Raw genomic sequence first — 3,987 nt, forward strand, 5'->3', positions numbered from 1 at the left:
TACACGCTGCATAGCTTCGCTCTTCCGGCACTCGCGACAGATTATATTCAGGCGCCTGTCGTAGCGGCGTATTTCTCCGTCAGGTAATGACCAGATAAGGTCCGGATCAACAACAACCGGTTTCCTCACCTTTACTCTCGAGAGTTTTTTGCGGGCGCTTTGCCAGTCCTTGCGAGCCTGTTCAGACGGGAATAAGCCGTAGCCAGAATTATATACATCACCACTTGCGACCAGTTCTATGCATAAGCGACCGACAGACGCACGACTGATACCTGTTTCATCGGACAACTGCCGAATCGTGACCCGACCGTCCTGATGCACGAGTTCCACAATTCGCGTCTTCAGTTCTTCCCGCTGTTCGGGAGTAAAAGGTTTCGCCATAAATCCTCCTGAAACTACTTAACAACCCTCGAATGGCTAACATTCGGACGCCAGCTCTCCCAGTTAAAATTAACCCAGCGCCCGCCGTTCATGACCATGCGATCCATCACCCGCTCGCCGAGCAATGTTTTCATCACCTCATAGTTCAGGTTTGTCAGCATCCCCACGCTGCGCATCGACGCTGTCCGGCGATCAACAATCTGGTGCAGCACCACCTGCTCGTTTTTCGTCTCGCGCTGAATGCCAATTTCATCAAGAACCAGCAGATCCACTTCGCACAGCTCCCGCAAAAATTTTTCGCCTGACTGCCCGTCGTCATAGCTGGCGTGCAGGGCGCTCATAACATCAGCCACGGTAACCACAATCACTGTCTGACCGTCTTTCAGCAGGCGATTCCCGATAGCTGCCGCTAAGTGATTCTACCCGGTATCAGGTTTTCCGCTGAACGCAAAATTTGTACACCCGGTCATCAGTTCATCGGCGATGGATTTCGCCTGGCTTAACGCGTATCGCTGGCCGTCGTTCTGCACCTGGTAATTCGCAAACGAGCATTTACGGTGCAACGGCTGGATGCCTGAGCGATTCAGAATTTTTTCCACCCGCAACTGGCGATTCAGGCGGTTGATCTCCTCGCTACGTTTCTGGCCTTCAGCAAGTTGCCACTCGCGCCACTCCGCTACCGTTCTGAATGGGGCGGTTACATGTTGCGGGGTCAGTCGGCGGATGCGTTCCAGAACGCCGCCTGTCGCAATATTTTTCATGGTCCGTTACCCCCTGAAGCCTGGCGGGATCGCACTGTCCGGCAACGAGACGGTGTTAACCTGTCGGAGCAACGTCTCAGGCCGAACACCTTTCGGCGCGAACAGGCCCTGGTATTCATTGGCGATGCTGTGTCGAATCACCTGCTCAGGTGTAAAACCCTGCTGACGGAATTTTTCCAGTTCCCGTATCGCCCTGCTCCGTTCGAATCGGTTTTCGCAATGCCTGTCTGAACCGGACCCACTCATGCCAGAGTGTTTCCGGCAACCAATCGGGCAGCTCAATAGCCTCCGGCTCGAATTTTTTAGACGCTCGTTTTTGGCGAGGGGGATTTAGGGGGAGATCAGTATTTAGATCTTCCTCTTCCTCTTCCACTGGTAACGCTTTTTGATCCGTTTGTGTAACGCTGGCAGCGTTACCTTTTCGTTTCAGTTCGCGTATTTTTGTTACTCGCTCGTTTGTAACCGCCCGTTTTTTAGAGCTTTTTCCGTTATGACGTTCAAAGTTAGGTAGAGAAAGCCCACCGTCATTTTCGACCAGCCATCCAACCTGAATTAACGCATCAGCAAAACCAGACATAAAAGTGATGCGATCTATTGCACTTTTTGTAACGCCGCGAGCGTTACAATCTGCATTACCGTCTATCATTTGTTGATCCGCCCATGCCCAGAAGCGAATAACCTTCCCTAATGCGGCATCTGGATCAATATTCAGAATCTCAGCAAGCCTGAATATTTCCGGCTTATCCGGCGTAATAACCTCGAGCTTTATCCAGTTTGAAGCCATTTGTTTTCACCTTGTAACGCTCGCAGCGTTACATTTAACTGATACCGAACAAAACAATCCGGCACGATTAATTTCAATCAATGCACTACGACAGAATCGCCGGGCGACCCACCACCGCTGAAATGTGCTTTCCGGTAAACGGCCTGGACAGCATCATCATGCGCATCAATTGCCGTACTCAACGCTTCCTGCGCCGCCAGTAATGCACGGCGTTCCAGGGTATCGAAGATACAGAGTCGGTGACGCAGCTCACGCGGAAGAATTGCCAGAACCGCAGGGATCAGTTTCTGAATTTTTTCCCTTTGCGCTTTCGTTTCACCTTTCAACCAACGGTGATAGATATTCTGCTGATTGTTCCAGTCCTTGCCTGGTACCAGAGACAATTCGCCGCCCCCCTGCCGCAGATATTCTTCAGTAATTGCGTTAGCGACCCACGCCTGCCCTTTTTCGGCTGCCAGGGCTAACAGCACTGATTCGATGTGCTCATGCCTGATTTTCATGAATCACCTTCCCAGGTCGTTTTGCCTTACGATATTCGTCATAAACTTTGGGGTCGTACTGAAGTTCCCCGCCAGATGCCTCTTGCAGGCGCATCGCGCGACCTTCAGGAACCAGTTCCCCCCATGCAGCAATGCTTGCCAGCCTAACTCCTGCGGCATTGGCAAGCTTTGTTTTGCTGCCAAAAAACGCTATAGCATCAATTTTCAACATATCGAGCTCCTTAGATTTTCCTAAGGAAACCAGGCCGTAGAGAAACCTAAGTCAAGAAAAATTAGAATTCCCTAATATGAAAAACGAAACCTTCGGTGCTCGCCTCTTACATAGGCGTAAAAAATTAAAACTGTCTCAGGCCGCATTAGGTAAGCTGGTCAAAGTGGCTCACGTAACAATTTCTCAATGGGAAAGAGATGAAACACAGCCGGCGGGGAAAAGATTATTCGCACTGAGCCAAGCGCTTCAGTGCTCACCGACTTGGCTTCTTTTTGGGGATGAAGATAAACAACCAGGCGAACCGATCCCGGATAATCAGCCAGCCATTCTGACAGAAGATCAAAAAGAGTTACTTCAACTGTTCGACGCACTGCCTGAGTCAGAGCAAAAGGCCCTGTTGTCAGAGATGCGTGCTCGAGTTGAAAATTTCAACAAACTTTTTGAAGAACTACTCAAAGCTCGCAAAAGAAGCGCAAACAAATAATCCCCTTTTTTCTCCACACCCTGTAATAAAAAGCACAAACTTTCAAACACTTGTGTTTTTTACATCAAAAAACTTAGGTTTTTCTACACAAAAATCTTGATCACCCTCCTTAGGTTATTCTAAATTTTATTCATCAAGACACCGCACGGTGTTCTCAGCAAACAGTTCCGCTACCCCGGCGTTAAGGGGAAATGGGGTCAACATGAATACTATCGATCTTGGCAACAACGAATCTCCGGTGTACGGCGTGTTCCCCAACCAGGACGGCACATTCACCGCCATAACGTATACCAAAAGCAAAACGTTTAAAACCGAAGCTGGCGCACGTCGTTGGTTGGGAAGACATTCAGGTGAGTAAAATGAACGAGACAGAATTAAAACACGTTATCGCTCTACTCCTAGAAGATGCAAAACGCCTCCAGCAACTGGAGCCAAATGCAGGCACTGGGGCACGCATCTGGCTGGCTAAAGAAGCGCTGGAATCTGGCGATTATGATAGCGAAGAAGCCTTCTACAAAGCAGAAGGCCGTGCAGGATATTCACCGGGTCTTGGCGGGGTATAAATACCATGCGCATTGACTGAATTCGCAAACAAAAACAGACGCGCGATACCCGGATAGTCGGTCTGCATAGTCAGATATCTGGCTGCGAATTTGATAAATATCACCGCCCTTTTCGGAAACATAAGTTCCGTCCGGGAGTTGATTATACGAACCATCTCCATGGGGGATCGTTCTCCTGAATCCTAGTGAGAGCATATATTTATGAAGCCCTTCGTAATCCTCTGGCTCAGTGGATTTGCCCCTATATTTCCAGACATCTGTTATCACTTAACCCATTACAAGCCCGCTGCCGCAGATATTCCC

The 3,987-nt window shown here is 49.4% G+C and carries 6 protein-coding genes and 2 pseudogenes; 3 read left to right on the forward strand and 5 right to left on the reverse strand.

The genetic code is table 11. The features are described 5' to 3' along the window. The 5 genes and pseudogenes from ABZJ92_RS20850 to ABZJ92_RS20870 all read right to left on the reverse strand — a co-directional run. A partial coding sequence (locus ABZJ92_RS20850; protein WP_353745994.1) for a DUF977 family protein occupies positions 1–381 on the reverse strand: 381 nt, incomplete at its 3' end. Between the two features lie 14 nt (positions 382–395). After that, positions 396–1,142, reverse strand: a pseudogene (locus tag ABZJ92_RS20855) (ATP-binding protein). Between the two features lie 6 nt (positions 1,143–1,148). Further along, a pseudogene (locus ABZJ92_RS20860) lies at positions 1,149–1,926 on the reverse strand (hypothetical protein). A gap of 77 nt (positions 1,927–2,003) precedes the next feature. Then, positions 2,004–2,426: a toxin YdaT family protein gene (locus ABZJ92_RS20865; protein ID WP_000702036.1), complete on the reverse strand. Its 423-nt coding sequence runs from the start codon at positions 2,424–2,426 to the stop codon at positions 2,004–2,006. Then, complete coding sequence (locus tag ABZJ92_RS20870; RefSeq protein ID WP_000912291.1) at positions 2,410–2,637, reverse strand: Cro/CI family transcriptional regulator; 228 nt, start codon at positions 2,635–2,637, stop codon at positions 2,410–2,412. Before ABZJ92_RS20870 ends, ABZJ92_RS20865 begins: the two co-directional genes overlap by 17 nt. 76 nt (positions 2,638–2,713) lie before the next feature. Between ABZJ92_RS20870 and ABZJ92_RS20875 the strand changes: the two genes are divergently transcribed. From ABZJ92_RS20875 to ABZJ92_RS20885, 3 genes are all read left to right on the forward strand, one after another. Beyond that, positions 2,714–3,121, forward strand: coding sequence for a helix-turn-helix domain-containing protein (locus ABZJ92_RS20875; protein WP_000787424.1), 408 nt, complete (start codon positions 2,714–2,716; stop codon positions 3,119–3,121). Positions 3,122–3,323: 202 nt separating this feature from the next. Next, positions 3,324–3,479 (forward strand): DUF1391 family protein, encoded by a 156-nt coding sequence (locus ABZJ92_RS20880; RefSeq protein ID WP_001091985.1) that lies wholly within the window; start codon positions 3,324–3,326, stop codon positions 3,477–3,479. A 1-nt stretch (position 3,480) separates the two neighbouring features. Further along, positions 3,481–3,684, forward strand: coding sequence for a hypothetical protein (locus tag ABZJ92_RS20885; RefSeq protein ID WP_001005968.1), 204 nt, complete (start codon positions 3,481–3,483; stop codon positions 3,682–3,684). The last annotated feature ends 303 nt before the right edge of the window (positions 3,685–3,987 follow it).

Origin of the sequence: Shigella sp. FJ200513 (assembly GCF_040495915.1) — a bacterium.
In the GTDB taxonomy this organism is placed as follows: domain Bacteria; phylum Pseudomonadota; class Gammaproteobacteria; order Enterobacterales; family Enterobacteriaceae; genus ECMA0423.